At 71.1% G+C, this 24,004-nt stretch carries 24 protein-coding genes and 1 pseudogene; 12 read left to right on the plus strand and 13 right to left on the minus strand.

Annotation, left to right across the window (positions count from 1 at the left end; translation table 11 throughout):
* Positions 1-364, minus strand: a 364-nt coding sequence (locus MFF54_RS25725) for a DUF4142 domain-containing protein (RefSeq protein ID WP_238307041.1), incomplete at its 3' end; no start/stop codon positions are given.
* A gap of 175 nt (positions 365-539) precedes the next feature.
* Between MFF54_RS25725 and MFF54_RS25730 the strand changes: the two genes are divergently transcribed.
* The 6 genes from MFF54_RS25730 (at position 540) to MFF54_RS25755 (ending at position 5,308) form a co-directional block, all read left to right on the plus strand.
* The gene (locus MFF54_RS25730) at positions 540-1,664 is read left to right on the plus strand and encodes an acyltransferase family protein (protein WP_238307042.1); all 1,125 of its coding nucleotides are present in this window, start codon (positions 540-542) and stop codon (positions 1,662-1,664) included.
* Between the two features lie 35 nt (positions 1,665-1,699).
* A complete protein-coding gene (locus MFF54_RS25735; RefSeq protein WP_238307043.1) occupies positions 1,700-2,563 on the plus strand; it encodes a universal stress protein in 864 nt (287 codons plus the stop codon).
* Between the two features lie 82 nt (positions 2,564-2,645).
* A complete protein-coding gene (locus MFF54_RS25740; RefSeq protein WP_238307044.1) occupies positions 2,646-3,248 on the plus strand; it encodes a hypothetical protein in 603 nt (200 codons plus the stop codon).
* 89 nt (positions 3,249-3,337) lie between these two features.
* Complete coding sequence (locus MFF54_RS25745; protein ID WP_238307045.1) at positions 3,338-3,754, plus strand: HIT domain-containing protein; 417 nt, start codon at positions 3,338-3,340, stop codon at positions 3,752-3,754.
* A gap of 4 nt (positions 3,755-3,758) precedes the next feature.
* Positions 3,759-4,658: an NAD(+) diphosphatase gene (nudC, locus tag MFF54_RS25750; RefSeq protein WP_238307046.1), complete on the plus strand. Its 900-nt coding sequence runs from the start codon at positions 3,759-3,761 to the stop codon at positions 4,656-4,658.
* Positions 4,655-5,308 (plus strand): glutathione S-transferase, encoded by a 654-nt coding sequence (locus MFF54_RS25755; protein ID WP_238307047.1) that lies wholly within the window; start codon positions 4,655-4,657, stop codon positions 5,306-5,308. The genes nudC and MFF54_RS25755 overlap by 4 nt, the downstream gene beginning before the upstream one ends.
* A 6-nt stretch (positions 5,309-5,314) precedes the next feature.
* Here MFF54_RS25755 and MFF54_RS27695 read toward each other — a convergent pair whose 3' ends face one another.
* Positions 5,315-5,449 carry a hypothetical protein gene (locus MFF54_RS27695; protein WP_283206324.1) on the minus strand — a complete coding sequence of 45 codons (135 nt, stop codon included), beginning with the start codon at positions 5,447-5,449 and terminating at the stop codon, positions 5,315-5,317.
* 321 nt (positions 5,450-5,770) lie between these two features.
* Between MFF54_RS27695 and MFF54_RS25760 the strand changes: the two genes are divergently transcribed.
* From MFF54_RS25760 to MFF54_RS25775, 4 genes are read left to right on the plus strand one after another with little or no spacing between them, the layout of a single operon-like run.
* The gene (locus MFF54_RS25760; protein WP_238307048.1) at positions 5,771-6,688 is read left to right on the plus strand and encodes a 50S ribosomal protein L11 methyltransferase; all 918 of its coding nucleotides are present in this window, start codon (positions 5,771-5,773) and stop codon (positions 6,686-6,688) included.
* Positions 6,689-6,736: 48 nt separating this feature from the next.
* Positions 6,737-6,919, plus strand: a complete 183-nt coding sequence (locus tag MFF54_RS25765) for a ribosome modulation factor (protein ID WP_238307049.1) — start codon at positions 6,737-6,739, stop codon at positions 6,917-6,919.
* Positions 6,920-6,972: 53 nt separating this feature from the next.
* Complete coding sequence (locus tag MFF54_RS25770; protein ID WP_238307050.1) at positions 6,973-8,814, plus strand: aminopeptidase P family protein; 1,842 nt, start codon at positions 6,973-6,975, stop codon at positions 8,812-8,814.
* Positions 8,815-8,868: 54 nt separating this feature from the next.
* Entirely contained in the window at positions 8,869-11,019 is a 2,151-nt protein-coding gene (locus tag MFF54_RS25775) for a protein-disulfide reductase DsbD family protein (RefSeq protein WP_238307051.1), read from the plus strand.
* 14 nt (positions 11,020-11,033) lie between these two features.
* On the opposite strand, the gene phoB is transcribed toward MFF54_RS25775, so the two are convergent.
* The 6 genes from phoB to pstS form a co-directional block, all read right to left on the minus strand.
* Positions 11,034-11,735, minus strand: coding sequence for a phosphate regulon transcriptional regulator PhoB (gene phoB / locus MFF54_RS25780; protein ID WP_109952950.1), 702 nt, complete (start codon positions 11,733-11,735; stop codon positions 11,034-11,036).
* Positions 11,736-11,764: 29 nt separating this feature from the next.
* On the minus strand, positions 11,765-12,481 hold the full coding sequence (gene phoU, locus MFF54_RS25785) for a phosphate signaling complex protein PhoU (protein WP_238307052.1): 717 nt from the start codon (positions 12,479-12,481) through the stop codon (positions 11,765-11,767).
* 41 nt (positions 12,482-12,522) lie between these two features.
* Positions 12,523-13,353, minus strand: a complete 831-nt coding sequence (gene pstB, locus MFF54_RS25790) for a phosphate ABC transporter ATP-binding protein PstB (RefSeq protein ID WP_370880180.1) — start codon at positions 13,351-13,353, stop codon at positions 12,523-12,525.
* Positions 13,354-13,380: 27 nt separating this feature from the next.
* Positions 13,381-14,289: a phosphate ABC transporter permease PstA gene (pstA, locus tag MFF54_RS25795; RefSeq protein WP_238307053.1), complete on the minus strand. Its 909-nt coding sequence runs from the start codon at positions 14,287-14,289 to the stop codon at positions 13,381-13,383.
* Between the two features lie 11 nt (positions 14,290-14,300).
* Positions 14,301-15,278 (minus strand): phosphate ABC transporter permease subunit PstC, encoded by a 978-nt coding sequence (gene pstC, locus MFF54_RS25800; protein ID WP_238307054.1) that lies wholly within the window; start codon positions 15,276-15,278, stop codon positions 14,301-14,303.
* Positions 15,279-15,481: 203 nt separating this feature from the next.
* Complete coding sequence (pstS, locus tag MFF54_RS25805; RefSeq protein ID WP_238307055.1) at positions 15,482-16,525, minus strand: phosphate ABC transporter substrate-binding protein PstS; 1,044 nt, start codon at positions 16,523-16,525, stop codon at positions 15,482-15,484.
* 284 nt (positions 16,526-16,809) lie between these two features.
* Between pstS and MFF54_RS25810 the strand changes: the two genes are divergently transcribed.
* Positions 16,810-17,055: a hypothetical protein gene (locus MFF54_RS25810; protein WP_238307056.1), complete on the plus strand. Its 246-nt coding sequence runs from the start codon at positions 16,810-16,812 to the stop codon at positions 17,053-17,055.
* Positions 17,056-17,070: 15 nt separating this feature from the next.
* Here the strand turns inward: MFF54_RS25810 and MFF54_RS25815 are convergent, their stop codons facing one another.
* Together MFF54_RS25815 and recN are read right to left on the minus strand one after the other, a co-directional pair.
* Positions 17,071-17,283: a hypothetical protein gene (locus MFF54_RS25815; protein WP_238307057.1), complete on the minus strand. Its 213-nt coding sequence runs from the start codon at positions 17,281-17,283 to the stop codon at positions 17,071-17,073.
* Positions 17,284-17,489: 206 nt separating this feature from the next.
* Positions 17,490-19,163 (minus strand): DNA repair protein RecN, encoded by a 1,674-nt coding sequence (gene recN, locus MFF54_RS25820; protein WP_238307058.1) that lies wholly within the window; start codon positions 19,161-19,163, stop codon positions 17,490-17,492.
* A 208-nt stretch (positions 19,164-19,371) separates the two neighbouring features.
* Here recN and MFF54_RS25825 point away from each other — a divergent pair, with 208 nt between their 5' ends.
* Entirely contained in the window at positions 19,372-20,808 is a 1,437-nt protein-coding gene (locus tag MFF54_RS25825; RefSeq protein WP_238307059.1) for a beta-1,6-N-acetylglucosaminyltransferase, read from the plus strand.
* A 40-nt stretch (positions 20,809-20,848) separates the two neighbouring features.
* Here MFF54_RS25825 and MFF54_RS25830 read toward each other — a convergent pair whose 3' ends face one another.
* From MFF54_RS25830 to MFF54_RS25840, 3 genes and pseudogenes are all read right to left on the minus strand, one after another.
* Positions 20,849-21,739: an outer membrane protein assembly factor BamD gene (locus MFF54_RS25830; RefSeq protein WP_238307060.1), complete on the minus strand. Its 891-nt coding sequence runs from the start codon at positions 21,737-21,739 to the stop codon at positions 20,849-20,851.
* 231 nt (positions 21,740-21,970) lie between these two features.
* Positions 21,971-22,918, minus strand: a complete 948-nt coding sequence (gene lpxC, locus MFF54_RS25835; protein WP_238307061.1) for a UDP-3-O-acyl-N-acetylglucosamine deacetylase — start codon at positions 22,916-22,918, stop codon at positions 21,971-21,973.
* Between the two features lie 413 nt (positions 22,919-23,331).
* A pseudogene (locus MFF54_RS25840) lies at positions 23,332-24,004 on the minus strand (cell division protein FtsZ); the annotation flags it as partial.

A 24,004-nucleotide genomic window follows, 5' to 3' on the forward strand; every position in this document is an offset into this window, starting at 1 on the left:
GGCCGCCCACCGGGCCGCCCTGGAGCGTGCCGCCGACCACGCCGGCCGCCGCGCCCGTGGCCGCGCCGACGGCACCGCCCGCGACCGCCAGGGGCGCGCCGATCAGGCCGGCCGGACCGGCCATCGGACCGTTCATGTTGCCGCCCATGAGCGCGGCGTTCGCGGCGCGGTGGTCGCGGATCGCCTCCTTGGCATAGGCGCGGATCTGCGGGTTGCGGGACTTGGCCAGCGCCATCTGGCCGGCCTGGACCTCGAAGGCGTTCGCCTGCATGGCCTGGACCCGGTAGTCCATCATGCCCTGCGCCATGGCGGGAGCGGAAACCGCGACAACGAGCGCGGAGGCGACAGCATACGTCTTGAACATCGCAAACCTCGAATAAAGACAAACTGCGCGATGGCCGGCCTATACGACGCGGCGCGGCCTGGGGCCGTCAGGAATGACGGCCTCGCTTCAGGCCTAGAACGGAGGTTCCGTGGGTTTGTTCCTGACCTGGACGGAGGATTTTCATCTCGATTAGGGCGAACCGCTGGGGATTAAGATGAGACTCGACGGGATACAGGTCCTGCGCGCGGCCGCGGCCCTGATGGTCGTCCTGCACCATCTGCAGCATGAATTGGCGGCGCTCGGCCTCGGTGCCGACGGGCTGGCGCGCCTGCCCGGCTGGGCGGGCGTTGACGTGTTCTTCGTGATCTCCGGCTTCATCATCGTCCACGCGACCGGCCCGGCCTACGACGGCCCCGGCGGCCGCCGCCGCTTCCTGGCGCACCGGGTCGCCCGGGTGGTCCCGCTCTACTGGCTGGTGACCCTGGCCTACCTGGCCGTCGCGCTGGTCCTGCCGCGCAGCCTCGGCGATGCCGGGGCCGCGGCGGGCGACCCGGCCTATCTCGCCGCCTCGTTCCTGTTCTGGCCGGCCGCCCGGCCGGACGGAAGCCTGCAGCCCCTCTACGGCCTCGGCTGGACGCTGAACTACGAGATGCTGTTCTACGCCGTCTTCGCGCTGTGCCTGGGGAGGGGACGGCGCGCGACCGTCGCCTGGACCGGCGCCGCCCTGGCAGGGCTCGTGCTGTTCGGACGCCTGGCCGCGCCCGAATCCGCACCCCTCCGGTTCTGGTCGGATCCGATCGTGCTCGAGTTCCTGTTCGGCGCCGCCATCGGCCTCGTGCGGGCGGCGGGCTTCCGGCTCGGCGCGCCCGTGCGGGCCGCCTTGGCCCTGGGCGGTATCGCCGGTCTCGCCCTCATCGGCAGCGCCGAGGTCGCGGGGCTCGGGCGCCCCCTCCTCGCCGGCCTTCCGGCGGCCTGCCTCGTCGCCGCGCTCGCGCTCGGGAAGCCGTCGCCGCGCTCCTCCCCTCTCTGGGTGGTGCCGCTCTCCCGGCTCGGCGACGCCTCCTACGCGCTCTACCTCGTCCACCCCTTCTGCCTGCGCGGCGTCCGCGAGGGGCTGGTTCGCTCCGGCCTCGCCGGGCCGCTCGGCAACTGGGGCGTCGGCACCCTGATGCTGACCGCCAGCGTCGCGGCGGCCGTCCTGACCTATCGGCTGATCGAGCGGCCGGCGACCCGCGCGCTTCGCGCCCGCCTCGATCCGGGCGGCGGGAGAGCCGACCGTCTCCCGAACCTTGTGCGCGGGCGTGCGGCCTCTGTTCCCCGCGAAGCGGAACCGAACTAGCCTCCGCCCGAACGCGTGGGCGCAAGGATCCGGCCATGAAGACCCTGCTCGTACCCGTGGCGCTGCACGACGCGCTGCCGTCCGTCTTCGAGACCACGCGCCTCGTGGCGCAGCGCTTCGGCAGCCTGATCGAGGGCGTGTCGTTGCGCCCGGCCCTGGCCGAGTACGTGCCCGTCGACATGGTCGGCGGCATGACCTGGCTCAGGGACGAGGAGGCCGACCGGGCCGAGGCCGAGGAGGCGGGCGGGCGCTTCATCGCCTTCATGGACCGGGCCGGCATTCCCCGCCACGCCCGCGACGGGCTCTGCGTGCCGGAAAACGTGGCCGGCGCCGGCCCCCGCTACCGCTGGCGCCAGGACGTGCCGGCGGGCGACGGCTTCCTCGGTCAGTACGCCCGCCTGTTCTCGATGACGGTGGTGGGCCGCCCGGGCTCCCAGGACACCTCACCCAGCATGGCGACCTTCGAGACCGCCCTGTTCGAGGGCGGGCGCCCGATCCTGCTCGCGCCGCCGACCGCACCGGCCGAGCTCGGCCGCGCCATCGTGATCGCCTGGAACGGCTCGACCGAGACCGCGCGGGCGGTCGCCTTCGCCATGCCGTTCCTGCGCGCGGCCGAGCGCATTCTCGTGCTCAGCGTCGAGGGCGGCACGGTGCCGGGCCCGAGCGCGGAGGATCTCGCCCGAGCGCTGGCCTGCGAGGGGATCGCGGCGGGCCACAAGGCCCTGCCGGCCGGTCGGCGCACGCCGGGCGAGACCTTCCTGGCCGAGGCCAGGGATTTCGGCTGCGACCTGCTGATCAAGGGGGCCTACACCCAGAGCCGCCTGCGTCAGATGATCTTCGGCGGCCCCACCAGCCATCTCCTGGCCCATGCGGATCTGCCGGTGCTGATGGCCCATTGAGGGGCCATCGTGCCCTTCCACGCCCTGGGAACCGGGACGGCACAGCCACGTTGCGGCAGCGCCACCGGGAGTGCCTGACTCGATGCGACACCTTCTCGCCGGCCTCGTCGCCGGTTTCCTCACCGCCCTCTCGCCCCTCCTCCTGGGGCCGGCCGCGGCGGACAACCCGCTCGCCCGCCTGCGCGGAACCGTGGAAGCGCGCACCAACGACACCCTCGTGCTGCGCCCCTACACGGGCGGGACGGTCACCACCGTCCTGAACCCGAAGACGCGCATCATGATCGCCGACCGCGGCAACGTGCGCGACATCAAGCCCGAGAGCTACATCAGCGTGCTCTCGGCGCCGGGCGACGACGCGGACGGGGTCGTGATCTACTCGCCGTCGGAACGCGGCTTCGAGGCCGGTCGTCAGCCCTGGGACACGAAGCCTGGCGCGACGCTGACCGCGGGATGGATCATCGCGCGCGACGGCCGCGATCCGGTGCGGGTGCGCCTGGGCCACGCGGGCGGGGAAGCACAGTTCGCCCTGCCGGCCGCGACGGCGGCGACGCGAATCGCCCCCGGCGAGAAGGCGCTCCTCGTGCGAGGCGCCCATGTGGTCGTCTTCACGCGCACCGACGCGAGCGGCGTCGTCAACGCCGACACGATCGTGGTCGGCCGCCAGGGCGTGCGGCCGGCGCTTTAGGCCGCGCCCGCCCACGGGCTGGCCGAAACGCGCGGGGCTTCGCCTTGCCCCGCTCCGTGCCCTACACTTCCTCCATGACTGACCCGTCCATGACAGACGCCTTCGCGCTCGACCCGCGCCTCGCCGCCGACACCGTTCCGGTCGGCGACCTGCCCCTCGCCCGGGTCCTGCTGATGGACGACGCCCGCTTCCCCTGGCTGATCTTGGTGCCGCGCCGGCCCGAGGTGAGCGAGCTCACGGACCTCGCACTGGAGGATGCGGCGACGCTCTGGCAGGAGGTCCGCATCGCGGTCGGCGTGATGCAGGCGCTCGCCAAGCCCGACAAGGTCAACGTCGCGGCGCTCGGCAACGTGGTGGCGCAGATGCACGTCCACGTCGTCGGCCGTTTCCGCTCGGACCCCGCCTGGCCCGGCCCGGTCTGGGGCCACGGTGAGCGCAGCCCCTATCCCGCCCATGCCCGGGCGCAGCTTCTCGAGCGCGCCGGCGCCCTGTTCGCGGCCGCGTGAGCCGATGACGGACCCGTTCGCCACGCTGGGCTTCGCCCGCAGCCGTCTCCTGCGCCACTCTTCCGAGCAGCCGGAGAGCGCGGTGCCGGACTTCTCGCCGGCCGCGCGCCTCGTCGTGCTCGCCGGCGACCGGTTGCTGCTTCGGGAAGGCAGCGCCGTCCTCGATCCCGCCGCGCTGGAGGGGAGCGCGCCCACAGCCCGGATCTTCCTCGGCACCCTCGACGGCGCCCCGGTCTTCGCGGGACGCCTGGATGCCGATGCTGTGCCGGCCCTGGAGGCGCGCGGCCTCGCGGTGCTCGACCTGCGCAGCATCGCCACCGAGGGCACGGTCGAGCCCGAGGAACTGGGGCTCCTCGCCACCGCCAAGTCGATGCTCGACTGGCACGCCCGTCACGGCTTCTGCGCCAATTGCGGTGCGCCGACCGTGGTCGAGGCCGGCGGCTTCCGCCGTGCCTGCCAATCCTGCGGCGCGCATCACTTCCCCCGCACCGATCCCGTCGTGATCATGCTGGTCCGGCGCGGCGACACCTGCCTGCTCGGACGGGGCGCCCACTTCAAGGAGGGGATGTATTCCTGTCTCGCCGGCTTTCTGGAGCCCGGCGAGACGATCGAGGCCGCCGTCGCCCGAGAGGTCTACGAGGAGACCCGGGTGCGCGTCGCCGACGTGCGCTACCACGCCTCGCAGCCCTGGCCCTTCCCCTCCTCGCTGATGATCGGCTGCATCGCCGAGGGGCTCGACGAGGCGATCGTGACCGATCCGGCCGAACTCGCCGACGCGCGCTGGTTCGACCGGGAGGGCGTGCGCGCGATGCTGGAGCGGCGCCACCCCGAGAACCTTTTCGCGCCCCCGCCCATGGCGATCGCCCATACGCTGATGCGCGCCTTCCTCGACGAGGCCCGATGATCACCGTCCATCACCTAGAGAACAGCCGCTCGCAGCGGGTTCTCTGGCTCCTGGAGGAACTCGGCCTCGACTACGCGGTGGAGCGCTACGCGCGCGACCCGAAGACCATGCGGGCACCCCCGGAACTCGCAGCGATCCACCCGCTCGGCAAGTCGCCGGTCCTCGTGGACGGCGACGCGGTGATCGCCGAGACCGGGGCGATCGTGGACTATCTCACCGGGCGCGGCTGCGGCGCGCTGGTGCCGACGGGTGAGGCCGAGCATCGGCGCTACACCTACTGGCTGCACTACGCCGAGGGATCGGCCATGCCGCCGCTCCTGCTCAAGCTGATCTTCTCGCGCTTGGCACCCGGAAGCCCGGCGTTGGTCCGCCCGATCGTGCGCGCCGTCGCCGCCAAGGTGCAGGCCGGCTTCATCGACCCGGATCTGAAACGCCACGCGGCTTACTGGGAGGCGGAGCTGGCGCGCTCGCCCTGGTTCTGCGGCGACTGCTTCAGCGCCGCCGATATCCAGATGAGCTTCCCCCTCGAGGCCTTCGCGTCCCGCGGTACGGGCGCCGGCCCGCGGGTTCTGGACTGGCTCGCGCGCATCCACGCGCGGCCGGCCTATCAGCGGGCCCTGCGTCGCGGAGGGCCCTACGCCTACGCGTGAGGGGGCTCAGCCCTCCCGCGGTCCGTTGGGGATCTTGGCCGGACCCGCCTCCGCCGCGGCGAGGCGCGCGTGCTCGGACCGGTGCAGGCGGCTCAGCTGCACCAGCAGCGTGCCCGGGAGAGGCCCGTCCAGGGTGTCCATGATGTTCGAAGCGGTCCGTGCGGCCTGATGGCGTCGGGCCTGTGACGGGTTCGTATTGTCGTTGAGGACAACCGGCCCGCGCTGGACGGATCGTCTGGTCTTGGTCACGCTTGCACCCACCCTCGACGGTCGAAGCGACTCGGAGAAAGCCACGAGCAACGCCGCAGTCCCTGCCCGGTTCCGCAGCACTTACGATCATCATGTGACCGTTGTGCCGTCGCATCAGGCAAACGTCGGCAGGAATCGAACGGCAGTTGCGAAAGGGTGGCGGAGAGCGGCCGAGAGTGGCAAGGGGCCGCACCGGGTGGTAGAGGCGGGCCCATGATCGAAGGCCTTCCGCCCCACCGTCCGACGCACATCCTGCGCCTGATGACCGACGAGCGCTCGGCGCGCATGATGACGGACCTGCTCGGCGAGATGTTCGACCCGACCGAGACCGCGGTCGCGGCCTTCGAGGCCGAGGACGGGGTGACTTGGCGGCTTGAGGCCTACTTCGCCGACGAGCCCGACGAGGACTACATCCGCGAGCTGATCCGCCCGGTCGTCGGCGACGGGGCGGACGCGGCCGAATTCCGCAGTATCGATCAGCAGGACTGGGTGCGCGCCTCCCTGGAAGGCCTGAAGCCGGTTCGGGCCGGCCGCTTCCTCGTTCACGGCTCGCACGACCGGGATTCGGTTCGGCCGAACGACCTCGCCATCGAGATCGAGGCGGCTCTGGCCTTCGGCACCGGCCATCACGGGACCACGCTCGGTTGCCTGCGCGCGCTGGTGGGCGAACTGAAGAAGGGCCGCCCGGCCCACGTCCTCGATGTGGGCACCGGCACCGGCATTCTGGCCTTCGCGGCAGCGAAGGCGCTCCACGGCACGGTCGTCGCCGGCGACCTCGACCGCGAGGCGGTGATCACGGCGCGCGCCAACGCCCGCCTCAACGGACTCGGGCCTTACCTGCGGCTCTATCAGGGCGGTGGCGTACAGCACGCGCTCGCGAACCGGCCGCGCCGTTTCGACATCGTCTTCGCCAACATCCTGGCCCGTCCGCTGAAGCGGCTCGCCCCGAGCCTGACCTCCGTGGTCGCCGACGACGGTGCGCTGATCCTTTCCGGGCTGATCGAGCGCGACGTGTCGGGCGTCCTCTCGACCTACCGCCACCGCGGCTTCCACCTCGTCCGCAAGGGCGTGATCGAGGGCTGGGTCGCCCTGGTGCTCCGCCGCGGCGGTGCGGCGCCGCGTCCGCGCTGATGTCCACCGCCCTCTGAAACCGCGCCCGTCCGCGCGCATTCTCCCCGTATGAGCGAGCGGCCTCCCTCCCTGTCCGATCCCGCCCAGGAAGGCGCCCGGGCCCGGGCCCACGGGCGCCCGAAGGATGCCTGCCCCTACCCGGTGGACTCGCCCGAGCGCCGCGCTTGGCTGGAAGGCTTCGACGGCGCCCCGCTCGACCGCGCGCCCGATCTGCCGACGGATCGCGTCTGACAGCGCGTGACGGGGGCTGGCGCGGCCCCGGCCCCGGCGGCCATACTGGGCGCATGAGCGAGCGCCGCCGTTTCCAGACCTTCGACGATCCGAGCCACCGCAAGGGCCCTGAACGGGTCGCGGCCGTCCGCGCCGCCCTGCGCGAGGCGGGCGTGGACGGTTTCGTGGTGCCGCGCGCCGACGAGCACCAATCCGAGTACGTGCCGGCCAACGCCGAGCGGCTCGCCTGGCTCACCGGCTTCACCGGCTCGGCCGGCACCGCGGTCGTGCTCGCCGATCAGGTCGGCCTCGTGGTGGACGGCCGCTACACCCTGCAGGCGCCCGAGCAGGTCGATACCGCGACCGTCACGGTGGTGCCCCTCGCCGAGCAGACGGCCGAGGCCTGGATCGGCCAGAACCTGAAGGCCGGTGCGGTGCTGGGCTATGACCCCTGGCTGCACACGCCCGACGGCGTCGCCCGCCTGGAGCGCGCCGCCGAGAAGGCCGGCGCGACCCTGAAGGCCCTGTCGCAGAACCCCGTCGACCTCGCCTGGGCCGGCCGGCCGAAGCCGCCGGCCGGACCGGTGGTGCCCCACCCGATCGTTCATGCGGGCGAGCAGGCGGCGACCAAGCTCGGCCGCATCCGGAGGGAGCTGGAGGACGCACGCTGCGACGCCCTCGTGATTTCCGATCCTCACAATCTCGCCTGGACCTTCAACCTGCGCGGCTCGGATGTCGGCCACACCCCCCTGGCGCTCGGCTACGCCATCGTGCCGCGGGAGGGAGCGGCGCGCCTGTTCCTGACCTCGCGCCATGTCGCGCCCGAGTTGCGCGACGCTCTGGCGCCTCTCGCCGCAATCGAGCCGCGCGAGGCTTTCGATGACGCGCTGGCGGGTCTCGGCTCGCTGCGGGTACGCCTCGACGCGGCCACCGCCGCCGCGGCGCTCCGCACCCGCATCGAGGCCGCCGGCGGCACGGCCGACGTCGGGCGCGATCCCGTGACCGCCATGAAGGCGGTGAAGAACCCGACCGAAATCGCGGGCACCCGCGCGGCGCACCGCCGCGACGGGGCGAGCGTGGTGCGCTTCCTCGCTTGGCTCGATACCAGGGCGGCGCAGGGCGGCCTCACCGAGATCGCCGCCGTCGAGGCGCTGGAGGATTTTCGCGCGGCCGGGGGTGAACTCCGCGACGTCTCCTTCCCGACGATCTCGGGCTCTGGCCCGAACGGTGCCATCGTGCACTACCGGGTGACACGGGCGAGCGACCGGGCGGTGGAGCCGGGCGAGCTGTTCCTGATCGATTCGGGCGCGCAATACCCGGACGGCACCACCGACATCACCCGCACTGTGGCGGTGGGCGAGCCATCCCCCGAGATGCGCGACCGTTTCACCCGCGTGCTCAAGGGCCACATCGCGATCAGCCGCGCGGTCTACCCGAAAGGCACGACCGGCGCGCAGATCGACGCGCTGGCGCGGCTTCCGCTCTGGCAGGCCGGGCTCGATTTCGACCACGGCACGGGCCACGGCGTCGGCAGCTTCCTGTCGGTGCACGAGGGCCCGCAGCGCATCGCCAAGACCGGCACCGTGGCGCTGGAGGCCGGCATGATCCTCTCGAACGAGCCGGGCTATTACCGGGCGGGGGCCTACGGCATCCGGATCGAGAATCTCGTCCTTGTCGAGCCGCGCGAGATCGATGGCGGCGAGCGGCCGATGCTCGGCTTCGAGACGCTGACCCTCGTGCCTTACGACAGAAGCCTGATCGACACCGCGCTGCTCGACGCCGCCGAGATCGCCTGGATCGACGCCTACCACGCGCGCGTCGGCGAGGCGCTCTCCCCGGACCTCGACGAGGCGACCCGCGCCTGGCTCGACCGGGCAACGGCGCCGCTGGCGCGCCCTGTCGCGCCCCCTGCCTGACCGCGACGACGCGGGGCCGCCCGCGGGCGCGCCGCCCATGCTAGAGACGACCGCATGATCCGGCTCCTCGCCCTCCTCGTCCTCCTGATCGCGTCGCCCGCTCTCGCCCAGGTGAAGGCGCCGAAGGACCTCGTCCGGGCGAGCCTCGTGGCCGAGCCCGCGGGCGTGCGGGCCGGCGAGACCTTCTGGGTCGCCGTCCGCATGGCGCTGAAGCCCGGCTGGCACGTCTACTGGCGCAATCCCGGCGATTCCGGCCTGCCGCCGGAGGTGATCTGGACCCTGCCGGCGGGCTTCTCGGCCGGGCCGATCCGCTGGCCGGCGCCGGAGCGGATCCCGGTCGCGACGCTGATGAACTATGGCTACGAGGGCGAGGCGGTGCTGCTCGTCCCCGTGACCCCACCGCCGAGCCTCGATCCGGCGAGCCCGGTGCGGCTCGCCGCCAAGCTCAGCTACCTCGTCTGCGAGACCGAGTGCGTACCGGGCGCCGCCGACCTCGCCCTCACGCTGCCGGTGACGCGGGAGGCCGCCCCCGATCCGGGAGCCCACGACCTCTTCGCCCGTGCCCGCGAGGCCCTCCCGGTCCCCTCCCCCTGGCCGGCGCGGCTGTCGCGCGAGGGCGACCGGCTCGTGCTGAGCCTCGACGCCGCGGGCCTGCGCCCCGAGACCTTCGGCAAGGCCGCCTTCTTTCCCTACGCGGAGACCGCCCTCGACAACGCCGCCGAGCAGGCGCTGACCGTCGATGCGAGCGGGATCCACCTCACCCTCTCCCGCGCCAATCCGGCCGAGCCCGCCCCCGCAACGCTGCCGGGCGTGCTGACGATCGAGCAGGATACGGGCAGCGGCCCGGTGCGCCGGGCGCTGGCGATCGGCGAGGAGGCGGCCCCGCCCCCGCCGAGCCAGATCCCCGCGAGCACTCCCCCGGCCGCGCCCGCGCTCTCGCCCGAGGAGGCGCCGACGCTCCTCGCCGCCGCGCTGCTCGCCTTCCTCGGCGGCCTCGTCCTCAACCTCATGCCCTGCGTCTTCCCGGTCCTGTCGATCAAGGTGCTGGGTCTGGTGAAGCACGCGGGCGAGCGGCCGGAGCGCGTGCGCCTGCACGGGCTCGCCTACACGGCGGGCGTGCTCGCGAGCTTCCTCCTGCTCGCCGGCCTGCTGATCGTCCTGAAGAGCGGGGGCGCCGGGCTCGGCTGGGGCTTCCAGCTGCAATCGCCGGTCTTCGTGGCGGTGCTCGCTTACCTGCTGCTGGCGATGGGGCTCAGCCTCTCGGGGGTGGTACATCTCGGCGGCCGCGTCGCCGGGATCGGCGATCGCCTGACCCGGCGGGCGGGGCTCGAGGGCTCGTTCTTCACCGGCGTGCTGGCGACCGTGGTGGCCACGCCCTGCACGGCGCCCTTCATGGGCACGGCGGTCGGCTTCGCGCTGACCCAGTCGGCGCCGGCCGCCCTCCTGGTCTTCGCGTGCCTCGGCCTCGGCCTCGCCCTGCCCTTCCTGCTGCTCACCCTGTGGCCGGCCGCGCTGCGGCTGCTGCCGCGGCCGGGCGCCTGGATGGATGTGCTGAAGCAGGCGCTCGCCTTCCCGGTCTACGCTACGGTGGCCTGGCTCATCTGGGTTCTGGCCCAGCAGGTCGGGCCGCAGGGTCTTCTGGCGGCCCTGCTCGGCCTCGTCCTCGTCGGCTTCGCTGCCTGGGCCTGGGAGCGCGGCCGCGACAGCACGGCGCCCTTGGCCCGTGCCGCCCGCGGCCTCGGCGTGCTGGCGGTGATCGGCGCGGCGGCGATCGGCCTGACGCTGGGCCAGGACCGCGCGACCCCGGCGGCCGAGCTGCGGGCGGAGGGCGTCGAGCCCTTCTCGCAGGCCCGCCTCGACACGCTGCTGGCCGAGGGCCGGCCGGTCTTCGTGAACATGACGGCGGCGTGGTGCATCACCTGCCAAGTCAACGAGCGCATCGCGCTCTCGACCGAGGCGGTCCGCGCCGCGATGCGCGCCCGGGGCGTGGCTTATCTGAAGGGCGACTGGACCAACCAGAACCCCGAGATCACCCGCCTGCTGGAACGGCACGGCCGCAGCGGCGTGCCCCTCTACCTGCTCTACAGCGGCAGAGCCGAGCCGCACGTGCTGCCGCAGATCCTGACCGAGGGCGGGGTGCTCGGCTGGCTCGATCGGGTCGAGACCGGCGGGGGAAGCGTACAGCGGGAGTCGCGGGCGCGCTGACGCAGCGCCCGCCCTCACGCCTCGGCGGAGAACGTCTCGTCGAAGGCGTAGCCCGAGCCCCGCACGGTGCGGATCGGGTCGGGCTGGCGCGGGCGGTTGAGGGCCTTGCGCAGGCGCCCAACATGGACGTCCACCGTGCGCTCGTCGATGTAGACGTCGTGGCCCCAGACCCCGTCGAGGAGCTGCTCCCTCGAGAAGACCCGGCCGGGGCTCTGCATCAGGAACTCGAGCAGCTTGAACTCGGTCGGTCCCAGATGGATCTCGTGCCCGCTGCGGCGGATGCGGTGGCTGACCCGGTCGAGCTCGATGTCGCCCGCCGCCAGGAGATCCGCCACGTGGGCGGGCTTGGCCCGGCGCAGCAGCGCGCGCACCCGGGCCAGCAGCTCCGGCACCGAGAACGGCTTGACGATGTAGTCGTCCGCGCCCGTGCCGAGGCCGCGGATGCGGTCGCCCTCCTCGCCCCGGGCGGTGAGCATGATGATCGGCAGGCGCTCGGTCTCGCGCCGTGCTCGGACGCGCCGGCACAGCTCGATTCCCGAGAGGCCGGGCAGCATCCAGTCGAGCAGGATCAGGTCGGGCTGCTGCTCGGCGAGCTTCAACTCGGCCTCATCGCCGCGCGCCGCCGCGTCGACCTCGAAGCCTTCGGCCTCGAGGTTGTAGCGCAGGAGCGTGGTCAGCGCCTCCTCGTCCTCGACGATCAGGATTCGCGTACGCATGCGTGGTGGACTCTGGATACGCGGCGGGCCTAGCCCTGCCCGGGCGTGACGGTGGCGTAGTTCGAAGCGTCGTTCTTCGGGCGGTCGCCGGTCGGCGTCTCGCCGGTGGCGAGGTACTGGATGGTCTCGGCGATGTTGGTGGTGTGATCGCCGATGCGCTCGACATTCTTGGCGCAGAACAGGAGGTGCGTGCAGAACGAGATGTTGCGCGGATCCTCCATCATGTAGGTCAGGAGCTCGCGGAACAGCGAGTTGTAGAGCGCGTCGATCTCGCCGTCGCGCTCCCAGACGTCCTGCGCGGCCTTCACGTCGCGGCTGCCGTAGGCGTCGAGCACGTCCTTGAGCTGCCCCTCGGCGAGGTCGCTCATATGCTGCACACCCAGGATGATCTTCTGGCCGACCGCCTGGTCGCTGATCGCCACCACGCGCTTGGCGACGTTCTTGGCGAGATCCCCGATCCGCTCGAGATCACCCGAGACGCGGATCGCCGAGATGGTCTCGCGCAGGTCAATGGCCAGAGGCTGGCGCTTGGCGATAAGCAGGACCGACCGCTCCTCGATCTCGTGCTGGAGCGCGTCGAGGCGCTTGTCGGCCACGATCACGCTCTGCGCGAGCGTGGAGTCGCGGCGCACGAGCGCGTCCGTCGCCTCCGTCATCATCTTCTCGGCGATGCCGCCCATCTCGGAGATGGAGCGGCGCAGATCTTCCAGCTCGGTGTCGTAGGAGGTGACGATATGACCGGGCATGACGGGGTCCTCGGGACGGGTGGACGATGCGGCGCGAGGGCTCAGCCGAAGCGGCCGGTGATGTAGTCCTGCGTCTGCCGCTTCTCCGGGTTCATGAAGATGCGGTTGGTCTGACCGAACTCGATGAGCTCGCCCAGATACATGAAGGCCGTGAACTGCGAGATGCGGGCCGCCTGCTGCATGTTGTGCGTGACGATGGCGATGGTGAACTCGTCGCGCAGCTGCTCGATCAGCTCCTCGATGCGGCCGGTCGAGATCGGGTCGAGGGCCGAGGTCGGCTCGTCGAACAGGATCACCTCCGGGCGCTGCGCCACCGTGCGGGCGATGCAGAGGCGCTGCTGCTGGCCGCCGGACAGACCCATGCCGGACTGCCTGAGCTTGTCCTTCACCTCGTCCCAGAGCGCCGCCTTGCGGAGCGCCGACTCGACGCGGGCGTCGAGCTCGGATTTCGGCAGCTTCTCATAGAGCCGCATGCCGAAGGCGACGTTGTCGTAGATCGACATCGGGAAGGGGGTCGGCTTCTGGAACACCATGCCGACGCGCGAGCGCAGCTCGTTCAGGTCGATCTTCGGATCGAGAATGTTCTCCCCGTCGAGCAGGATCTGCCCCTCCGCGCGCTGCTCCGGATAGAGGCTGTAGATCCGGTTGAAGGTGCGCAGCAGGGTGGACTTACCGCAGCCCGAAGGGCCGATCAGCGCGGTCACCTGCCGGTCGTGGAAGTTCAGGTTGATGTTCTTCAGGCCGTGGAACTGGCCGTAGTAGAAGTTCAGGTCCTTCACGGCGATCCGGACCGGGGCGCCCGCATTCGCCCCGGCGCGGGCGGCGGGCTGGGTCACGGCACCTTTTGCGGCGATCGCTGCGGCGTTGCTCATGGGGAAGCGTCCTTCGAACTCGGCGTCTCAGCGGGCGCGCTGCGGCTTGATCACCACGCGGGCGATCACCGACAGGGCCAGGATGGTCACGGTGATGAGGAGCGCGCCGGCCCAGGCGAGCTGCTGCCAGTTGGGATAGGGCGAGAGGGCGAACTGGTAGATCATCACCGGCAGGTTCGCGACGCCACCCATCAGGTTGGCGTTGAACCAGCTGTTGTTGTTGAGCGCGGTGAAGAGGAGCGGCGCGGTCTCGCCGGCGATGCGGGCGAGCGCCAGGATGATGCCCGTGACGATACCGGCGGATGCTGCCCGCCACGTCACGCTGCGGATCACGACCGACGGAGGCGCGCCGAGTGCCGCGCCGGCCTCGCGCAGCGTGCCGGGCACGAGGCGCATCATGTCCTCGGTGGTGCGCACGATGACGGGCGTGGCGATGATCGCGAGCGCCACGGCGCCGGCCCAGCCCGAATAGGTCCCCATCGGCCGCACCATCAGGGTGTAGACGAACAGGCCGATCAGGATCGAGGGCGCCGAGAGCAGGATGTCGTTGAGGAAGCGGATCACGTCGGCGAGCTTCGAGGCCCGGCCGTACTCTGCCAGGTAGGTGCCGGCCATCACGCCGATCGGCGTCGCAATCAGGATGCCGATCACCGTCATCACGAGGCTGCCGAGGATCGCGTTGGCAATGCCGCCGCCCTCGCTGCCGGGGCCCGGTGTCGGCTGGGTCAGGAGCGTCGGCGACAGGCCCTTCACGCCCTCGACGATCAGCATCATCAGGATCGAGCCGAGCACGATCGCGCCGAGGAGCGTCGCAAGGGTGCAGGCGATGCGCAAGCTTCGGTCCGCGGTGCGGCGCGAGGCGCGCACGCGGCTCGGCCGTTTGGCGGGCGGAACCGTACCGGCGGGCGGCGCGGCGAGAGTGTTGGCGGCGTCCACAGCTTGCCTCCTCAGGCGACCTTGGCGCGCCGCGTCAGCAGGCGGGCGATGATGAGAACGATGAAGGTGATGAGGAAGAGGATGCAGCCGAGTGCCATCAGAGCGTTGAGCTGCATGCCGTCCGCCTCGTTGAACTCGTTGGCGATGCGGGACGCGATGGTCGAGCCCGGATCGAAGATCGAGGCGGAGAGCCGGTTGGCGTTGCCGATCACGAAGGTCACCGCCATCGTCTCGCCGAGCGCCCGGCCGAGGCCCAGCATGATCGCGCCGATGATCGAGACCGAGGCCTGCGGGATCAGCACGTGGCGCACGACCTCCCAGGTGGTGCAGCCGATGCCGTAGGCGCTCTCGCGCAGGATGGTCGGGATCTGGTCCAGCATGTCACGGGCGATCGAGGCCACGAAGGGCACGATCATGATCGCCAGGATGATGCCGGCGGTGAGGATGCCGACGCCCGAGGGGACGCGGGCGTAGAACAGCGTGCCGACGACCGGCATCCCCTCGACGAGGTTCGAGACCGGCACCTGCACGAAGCGGGCGAAGAGAGGCGCGAAGATGAACAGGCCCCACATGCCGTAGATGATGCTGGGCACCGCCGCCAGCAGCTCGATCGTCATGCCGACGGGCTTCCTGGCCCAGCCGGGGCAGAGCTGTGTCAGGTAGATCGCGATGCCGAGCGAGATCGGCACGCCGATGACGAGGGCGAGAAGCGCCGAGGCCAGGGTGCCGATCACCGCGACGAGCGCGCCGTACTGCTCGGTGCCGATGTTCCACGCGCTGGAGGTGAGGAAGCCGAAGCCGAATTCCCGGAAGGCGGGCCAGCCGCCGTAGAGGATCGAGCCCAGGATGCCGGCGAGCACCAGCAGCACCAGCAGGGCGGAGGCGTAGGCGGCGCCGCGGAAGACGGCATCACCGCCCCGGCTCGGGCCCTGGCGGCGCGCGACGCTGCGTGTGTCGGCCAGCGCGATCTGATCGGTCAAGGTGGTCATCCGCGGTTCTCTTCACCGGGTTGGGCGTTTAGCGCGCGGAGGCGACCGGCGCGAGGGCGGACCATCGGCTGCACGTCACGCATCGCTCCCCGGTCCGGGGAAGATGCCGGCACCCGGACTCGAACCGGGCGGTAGCCGGAAGTCGGACCGGGACGACGAGGCCGTCCCGGTCCTTCGCAGGGCTCTCTCGCGGAGGTGTCGGCTTACATGCTGCCGAGGACGGGCTTGCCGTCCTTGCCCTTCACCTGCTTCCACTCCTCGTGGATCTGGGCGACCACGTTGTCCGGCAGCGGCACGTAGTCGAGTTCGGAGGCCATGGCGTCCCCGTTCTTGTAGGCCCAGTTGAAGAACTTCAGCACCTCGGCGGACTTCGCCGCGTCGGCCGCGTCCTTGTGGACGAGGATGAAGGTCGCGGCGGTGATCGGCCACGCCGCGTCGCCGGCCTGGTTGGTCAGTGAGATCCCGAAGCCGGGCTGGGCCTTCCAGTCGGCACTCGCGGCGGCGGCCTGGAACGACTTATCGTCGGGCTGCGGGAACTTGCCGGCCTTGTTCTGGATCAGCGTGTGGCTGAGCTTGTTCTGCTTGGCGTAGGCCGACTCGACGTAGCCGATGGCGTTCGGCACCTGCTTGACGGTGGCGGTCACGCCCTCGTTGCCCTTGCCACCCTGGCCGGCCGGCCAGGACACGGTCGTGGCCGCCCCGTACTCCTTCTTCCAGCTCTCGGAGACCTGGGAGAGGTAGGTGGTGAAGATGTTGGTCGTGCCGGACGCGTCCGAGCGGTAGACCGGGGTGATCGTCGCGTCGGGCAGCTTCAGGCCCTCGTTGAGCGCGGCGATCTTCGGGTCCGACCACTTGGTGATCTTGCCGGCGTAGATGTCGGCCACGATCTCGCCGGTGAGCTTGAGCTTGCCGGGCTCCAAGCCCGCGATGTTCACCACGGTGACGACGCCGCCCATCACGGTGGGGAACTGGATGAGGCCGTCCTTCTCCAGCGCCGGGCCCTTCAGGGGCGCGTCGGTGGCCCCGAAATCGACCGTCTTGGCCTGGATCTGCTTGATGCCGCCGCCGGAGCCGATCGACTGATAGTTCAGACCGTTGCCGGTCTCCTTGCGGTAGGTCTCGGCCCACTTTGAGTAGACCGGGAACGGGAAAGTGGCGCCGGCGCCGGTGATATCGGCGGCGCTGGCCGGCAGGACGAGCTGGGCCGTGGCCAGCCCGAGGGCGAGCGCGTAGGTGAAAGGCTTCACGTGAATCTCCGTTGCCGCCGAATTCTGGCCGCCAGGTACATGTGGCTCGGGGCGTTTCCGGATCCCCCGCCGTGCAGCGGTCGACCGGATTTCCCGGCCGCCTCTGCGCATATGGCCCGGCGGATGCGGCGGTATGACACGCACGTGACAGGCAGATGACACCGGCCCCGCCAAGCATTCCGCGCGTGGGCGTAACTCACAATTGGCACGCTTCGGGGCGGTCGTGCGTTCTCCTACCGATTGGGGCGCCGTGGGCGCCGCCCTAGGACCGGAGTTCGACTGCCGTGGGCGCCGTTCTGCCCGACCGACCTGACGCCGAAGATGGCGCCTTTCTGGCGCTGCACGAGGAGCGCGAGCGCCTCGAGCGCGCACTCGCGCTCACGCAGGCCCGCCAACGCTTCAGCAGCGATCCGGGAGACGTCGATAGCGCCCGTGACGAGGAGGCCGCGCTGCTCGCAAGCCTCGACCGCGTGATGACGATGATCCGCGCCGCCGAGTACAAGCGGGGCCCCGGCGCCCGGCGCTGGTAGCGCCGGAGACGGCGTTCAGTTGGCGCACCGCAGCGCCCGCTCCTTGCTGCGCAGGCGCAGGATCAGGTCGATCTGCGTGTCGGGGATCGGCTGTTTGTCGACGCTTCCCTCGTAGAGCGAGCGGAGCGTTGCGCCGAGATGCAGCGTGTCGACGCTCTGCGCACCATCTGCGGCCTCGCAGAGCTGGGCGGCACCGTCAAGTTTGGTTTCGATCGCGGCTCGGCTCATCCTGATCTCTCCCGAGAGACGCAACGCCCGGTATCGCCGCCAGGCCGACGGCTGTTCGTCGAGGATCGGTAAACACGCTTAATGATCGGTAAACCTTGACCTCGCGTTAAGTACGACTCGGTGCGCCGGGATCGGTTGCGCCAGCCGCCGATATCCTGCGGCGTGTTGCATCTGCGCCGCTTGGCGCGGAAAGACCTCCGCTGCCGCTAGCCGTTCGCCGCCTGGAGGAGGCTCACGGCGGCGGCGCGCGCCTCGTCGGTCACGCTCGCGCCCGCCAGCATGCGGGCGATCTCCTCGCGGCGCGCCTCGGTGGGCAGGGTGGTGACGCGGGTCGAGACGCGGTCGCTTCCCTTCACGGGCGCCTTGGCGATCAGGAAGTGGGTCTGCGCCCGTGCGGCGACCTGGGGCGCGTGGGTGACGCAGATCACCTGCACGGTGGCGGAGAGCCGGGCGAGGCGGGCGCCGATCGCATCGGCCACCGCGCCGCCGACGCCCGTGTCGATCTCGTCGAAGATCAGCGTCGGGGCAGAGCCCTTGTCGGCCAGCACCACCTTGAGGGCGAGCATGAAGCGGGACAACTCGCCGCCGGAGGCCACCTTCATCATCGGGCCTGGACGCGTGCCCGGGTTGGTCTGCGCCCAGAACTCGACCCGCTCGGTGCCGGCCGGGTCGCGCGCCTCAGGGTCCGAGGTGATCTCGGTGATGAAGCGCGCGCGCTCCAGCTTCAGCGGCGGCAGCTCCGCCTTCACCGCCGCGTCGAGCTGCTTGGCGGCCCGACGCCGGCCGGCCGAAAGTTTTTCGGCGGCCTTCACATAGAGCGCGTCGGCGTCCGAGAGCGCCTGCTCCAACCCCGCCAGAGCCTCCTCGCCCGCATCGATCGCCGCGACGTCCGCGACATAGCGCTCGCGCAGAGCCGCGAGATCGTCGGCGGGCACGTTGTACTTGCGGGAGGCCGCCCGCAGCGCGAACAGGCGCTCCTCCACCCGCTCCAGCTCGCGCGGATCGAACTCGGTCTCGGCGACCGCCGCGTCGAGCACCGCGCGCGCCTCGTCGAGCGCGTTCAGCGCCGCGTCGATCGCCGCGATGCAGGGATCGACCAGCGCCGGCAGCTGGGCCGCGCGGCGTTCCAGCTTGCGGATCGCGGCGGAGAGGTGCGGCACTCCCGAATGCGAGCCGCCGACCGCCTCCAGCGCCTCGTTGAGGTCGCGGGCGACCTTCTCATTCTGCTGCATCACCGTGCGGCGCTCGGCGAGATGGGCCTCCTCGCCGGGCTTCGGGTCGAGTTCCGCCAACTCCTCGACGGCGTGGCGCAGGAAGTCGACCTCCTTGCGGGCCGCCTCGACGCGGGCGCGGTGGCTCTCCAGACTCGCCCGCGCGCCGCGCACGCGCTTGGCCGCCTCCGCCACCGCGGCGAGCGGTCCCTGGAGCCCCCCGAAGGCGTCGAGGATCGCCCGATGCGTCGCGGCGTCCGACAGGGCCCGATCGTCGTGCTGACCGTGGATCTCCACCAGGGCCGCGCCGATCGCTCGCAGCACCTGCACGCCCACCGGCTGGTCGTTGACGAAGGCGCGGGTGCGCCCGTCCGCCATCTGCGTGCGGCGCAGGATCAGGTCGCCCTCGGTATCGATCTCGGCCTCGGCCGCGATTCGGCGGGCCGGGTGGTCGAGCCCGACATCGAACACCGCCGTGACGGCGCCCTGGCTCTCACCGTGGCGCACGAGCCGTCCGTCGCCGCGACCGCCCAACGCCAGGGCGAAGGCGTCGAGCAGGATCGACTTGCCCGCACCCGTCTCGCCGGTGAGGACGCTCAGTCCGTCGCGAAAGTTCAGCTCGAGCTTGTCGATCAGAACGATGTCGCGGATCGCAAGCTGCGCGAGCATGCGTCTGTCCGGTTCCCCTTCTGTCCCCTGCGGGGTGTCCCTATCGGGCTGTGCCTCGCGCGTGATCTAGACGGAAGCGCGCCGGACTTCACGCGGAAAAATCGACGCCCTCCCGGCGCGGATGGACCGAGCCCGAGACCTGTCGCTAGAAGGCTGGCGGCCGGGCTTCCCTCCTCGGCGCGCCGGATCCGCGACGCCGGACGAAACCATGACGGCCTATTTCATCACCTGCCACGCCTCCGTCGCCAACGTCCGCGACCAGTTCCGGTCGCTCCACCGGCCGGAGCACCTGCTGCTCTACCACGTGGACGCGAAGGCCCCTGCCGCCCTGCACGAGACGGTGCGGCGCCTGGAGGCCGCCTTCCCGAACGTCACGGTGCTGCCGAGCCGGCACTACGCCTGGGCCGGCTACTCGCAGGTCGCTACAACCCTGGAGGCGATCGACCGCGCCCTGGCGACCGGGCCCGACTGGTCGCATCTCGTGGTTCTCAGCGAGCAGCATTGCCGCCTGCGAGACGAGGCGGAGCTTGGGGCGGTGCTGGAGCCGGGCGTGTCCTACGTCGACATGACCCCCTTCGCCGCGATGGGTCCCGGCCCGCAGGCCGACATCGCCCACCGCTTCAGCATGGATTACCGCGAGCTGCCCGGCATCGGCAGCTTCGGAATCGTGCCGGTCGCGCCCGATGCGGACTTCCTCGGGCGCCTCCGGCACGGCAGCAACTGGTACGTCCTGTCGCGGCAGGCCTGCGCCTATCTGGCCTGCGCTGCCCGCACGGCACCCGAGGCCGCGCGTCTCCGGGCGGCGGTCCACCCGGACGAGAACATGCTCCAGACGCTGCTCGCCGCCGATGGCGGGCGGGCCGGCCGGATCGAGCCGCGCGAGACCACCTTCGTGGCTTGGCCGCACATCTCGGGCAAGCCCGACATGACCTTCCGGGCGGAAGACTTCTCAGCCGCCCGTGCAGGCGACCATCTCTTCATCCGCAAGCGTCCCGCGTGCCTCCCGCCTGAGGTGGCCACCACCCTGGAAGATTGGGCCTCCTTGAGCGAGGCCGAACTCACTGCGCGGATCGGCAGCCCACTCGAACCCGCCGCGGAAGAGGCGGACCCAGAGGGAACGGCGCTGGCCCGGCGCGTGGCGAGCCAGGTGGTGCGGCGCGGGCGCGGCGTGCAGGCCGACTTACCGAACCTCCGTTTCGGCCTGCGCAACCCGCGCTTCAGCCTGCGCTTCCGCACGGCGCGGATCCCGGACGGCATCGACGTGCGCATCCTCTCGCAGGACCTCCGGCACTTCCGGGTCCTCCTGCTGGTGACAGAGCGACCGGAGGTCGACTTCGCGCCGCGCCAGCTCTATGGCCGGCCGGCCCCACTCCTGCGGATCCGCGTTCCCGAGTTGGACTTCCGAAGGGAGATTCTGGTGCCGGAGGATCCGACTCACGGTTTCTGGACGCGGCCAGCTGACGGCGGCGTGTTCGGTCTCGTCCGGGTGATCGAGGCCTATATCCGGGTCGCCGAGCGCATCGCGGAGACGCCGGCACCGGAGACCGTCCGGGGCCTCAACTCGACGCGGCGGGAAATAGCGGCGCGCGCGCGCAGCCTCGCCTGGAGTGTGCGCCGGCTGCTCAAACCAAAACGGCCGGCCTGAACCGGCCGGCCGTCGCAGCGCCTTCCGAGAAGGGGGCGTGCTACTCCGCCGAAGCGGTCTTGCGGCCCATCACGGAGCTGTAGATCTTGCTGAGGAACGAGGATTTCTCCTCGCGCGGCTCCAGGCCGCCGCTGGACAGCAGCGCGTGCGCGTCCTTGTACCAGGAACTGTCCGGGAAGTTGTGGCCGAGCACGGCCGCCGAGTTCTGGGCCTCGCCCGTGATGCCGAGCGCCATGTAGGCCTCGGTCAGGCGCATCAGGGCCTCTTCGGCGTGGCGGGTGGTCTGGTACTTGGCCACCACGTCGCGGAAGCGGTTGATCGCCGCCGGGAAGTTGCGCTTCTCCAGATAGTAGCGGCCGACATCCATCTCCTTGCCGGCGAGCTGGTCGCGGGTGATCTGGATCTTGGCCTTGGCGTCGGTCGCGTATTCCGAGGTCGGATAGCGCTGCACCAGCTCCTGAAGCGCGGCAAGCGCCTTCTCGGAGCGGTCCTGGTCGCGGGTCACGTCCGGGATCTGCTTGTAGTGCGACATCGCCATCAGATACTGGGCGTAGGCCGCGTCCTTGCTCGCCGGGTGGCGCTGCAGGTAGCGCTTCGAGGCGCTGATCGCGTCGTCGTACTTCGCGCCCTGGTAGTTCGAGAAGGCCGTCATCAGCAGCGCCTTCCTGGACCAGTCGGAGTAGGAATACTGCTTGTCGAGCGCGTCGAACTTCTTGACCGCACCCTCGTAGTCGCTGTCCTCGAGCTTCGCCAGGCCTTCGCTGTAGAGCTTGTCGGCCGGCGTGTCCTGGATGACCTCAGGCTTGTACTTCTCGGCGAAGAGACCGGTCGGATCGAAGTCGCAGCCGCCAAGGCCGAGGCCCAGGAGGACCACGGGGACGGTCACGAGCACGGCCTTCGCCCTGCCGCGGTTCCGAGTGGTGAGGCGCATCTGCGATACTTTCCCCGAACAGGCGCGGCCCGTCTTCGATGCGGACCGTCCAGCCTTCACACGATCAGTGCCGAGCCGGTCTCGACCATCCGGGCTTGGCGGGCAAGCCTGGGAGGAGAATCCATCACGGACGATTCACCGTGACCTTCGATTCGGGCGCGAAAGCGGCAGGACAGAATCTTGCGCGATCGGCGCGCGTCTGTGGCCTGCCGGCAACGGTCTGTTAGGAGATCAGAGGTCGCCCGCGAAGGCGGCAAGGCCGAGGCCGACGCCGAATTCGGCGAGCGCAGTCTCGCGGCGGGTGCCGGCCGCTTCGACGATGGCGTAGTTGGCGCGGTCGGCGAAGAGGGCGTCGAGCACGCCAACATTCATGCGGTGGCCGCCGCAATAGGAGCGGTAGGCGCCCTGGATCGGCAGGCCGGCGAGCGCGAGGTCGCCCACGGCGTCGAGGATCTTGTGACGGACGAACTCGTCGGGGAAGCGCAGCCCTTCCGGGTTCACGACGTCGGTCTCGCCGACCGCCACCGTGTTCTCCAGGGAGGCGCCGAGCGCGAAGCCGGCCTTCCAGTAGCGCTGCACGTCCTTCATCATGCCGAAGGTGCGCGCACCCGCGATCTCCCGGCGGTAGGTGGCGGGGCTGAGATCCATCGCCTTGCGGCTGCGGCCGATGACGGGATTCTCGAAATCGATCTCGACATCGAGGCGGAAGCCCCGGTCGATCGGGCGGAGCTCGGCGAAGGCCTTGCCGTTCTCGATGCGGACGGGGCGCAGCACCTTGATCCAGCGGCGCGGCGCGCCGCAGCCGGTAACGCCGACCTGATCGATCGCCTTGACGAAGGGAAGCGCGCTGCCGTCGAGGATCGGCATCTCGGGCCCGTCGATCTCGACCAGGGCGTTGTCCACGCCCAGACCGAACAGGGCGGACATCAGGTGCTCGATGGTGGCGACCGCGCCCGACTCGACGTCGCCGATGACGGTGCAGAGCTCGGTGGCGGAGACGCAGGCGTGGTGCGCTTTGATGAGCCGGTCGTTGCCCGAGGGCATGCCGGTGCGAAGGAAGGCGATACCGTGGTTGGCTGGGGCTGGCCGAAGGGTGATCTCGGCAGGGTTGCCGGAGTGGACACCGACGCCGTTGAGCGTCACCGGTCCCTTGAGTGTCGTCTGTTGGTTCGTTCGCATTCCTGAGCCCTCGGCCGTGACCCGCCGCCGGATCCTCCGCCTCGCGCGAAGGGCCCGTGATCGTTCGATCCGTCCGCTGCTTGGTGCCCCTGGGTTCGCTTCCGGCTGTCGCCGACGCGGCCCGTTCGTCGTTCCGGATTTTTCTATAGCCACGCCGGAATGCCCGGCCAAATCACGGATTCTTACCGTCTGTTACAGTCACGCTTCTGCCGCAATTCAGAAAAGTACCTGATCGGACAAGCAGTTAAGGCTTGGTTAACAACGGTTGAAATCGATTGCCCGAATGTGACGCGGATGCATCACCGCCGGACATGCGGGCGCCCGCCGACCCTCTGGGGCAGCGGGCGCCGCGTCGGTGCCTGTGGATGCGCGGATCCCGCTGGGGCGGGACCGCGCTGGATCAGCTCGCCTCGTCAGTTCGCTTGGCGGCGCAGGAAGGCCGGGATCTCCAGGTGATCGTCGTCCATCATCCGCGCCGGGGGCGTCGTGCGGCCCTGCGCGTCGAGGTTGCCCTGGGGCGCACGATAGGCGGGGGCCTGGGCCTGCGGGGCATGATGGCCCTGCGGGGCCTGGACGCGGGGCGCCGTCGGTATCGGGGCCTGGGGCTGATGCTGGGGTGCGGCAGCCCGCGGGGCCGGCTCCTCCTCGCGGCGGCCGCCGAAGCCGACGGTGGCGAGGCGGCGCAGCAGCGAGGTGCGCTTGGCGTCGACCGGTTCCGCCGCAGGCTGCTCGCTGCGGTTGGCCATGATCTGGTTCTGGGCGATCTGCGGCAGCTCGTGGATCTGCGGCATGCGCGGGGCGCGGGCGAGCGGGGCCGAGGCCGGCGCGGCGGGCCGCGGCGGCACGAACGGGCCGGCATGGTGCTGCGGCAGCTCGGGCTGCAGCGGAGCGGCGGCCGGCGGCGGCACGAAGGCCGCGGCGGCGCGCGGCGCGGCCTGGGTCAGCACGACGTCGTCGCGCATGACCGGGGCCGGCTCGGCCTGCGGCGTGGCCGCGACGGGGACGTGCGCGACCGGAGCCTGAGCGATGGGGGCGACCGGAGCGGGTGCCTCGGTGCGGATCGCGGGCGCGGCCTGGGTCGCGGCG

The organism is Methylobacterium gregans (assembly GCF_022179245.1).
GTDB classification, from domain to species: Bacteria; Pseudomonadota; Alphaproteobacteria; order Rhizobiales; family Beijerinckiaceae; genus Methylobacterium; species Methylobacterium gregans.